Annotated in this window: 1 protein-coding gene; it reads left to right on the plus strand. The window is 76.2% G+C overall.

The window, feature by feature from the left end; translation table 11 throughout:
• A partial coding sequence (locus CUZ56_RS16100) for a hypothetical protein (protein ID WP_239442642.1) occupies window positions 1-237 on the plus strand: 237 nt, incomplete at its 5' end.
• Window positions 238-239: the final 2 nt, after the last annotated feature.

Raw genomic sequence — 239 nt, forward strand, 5'->3', positions numbered from 1 at the left:
GCCGTGGGTCCCGCCGCGACGCTGGCCCGTGGCTACGCTGTCGTGCAACGAGTCGCGGGCCCCGAACGCCATGTGGTGCGCAGTATCGACGACGCCCCCGCGGGTAGCCAGCTACGGATCCGCGTCGGTGACGGCGCGATTTCCGCCGCCGGCCTGGGCACCACCCCGCTCGGCGAGGGCAGCTCCCCGGCCCGGCGCGCCGCGCACCCGCACCCCCACGACCCCGAGAGGACCTGATC

Origin of the sequence: Saezia sanguinis (assembly GCF_003991585.1) — a bacterium.
GTDB classification, from domain to species: Bacteria; Pseudomonadota; Gammaproteobacteria; order Burkholderiales; family Burkholderiaceae_C; genus Saezia; species Saezia sanguinis.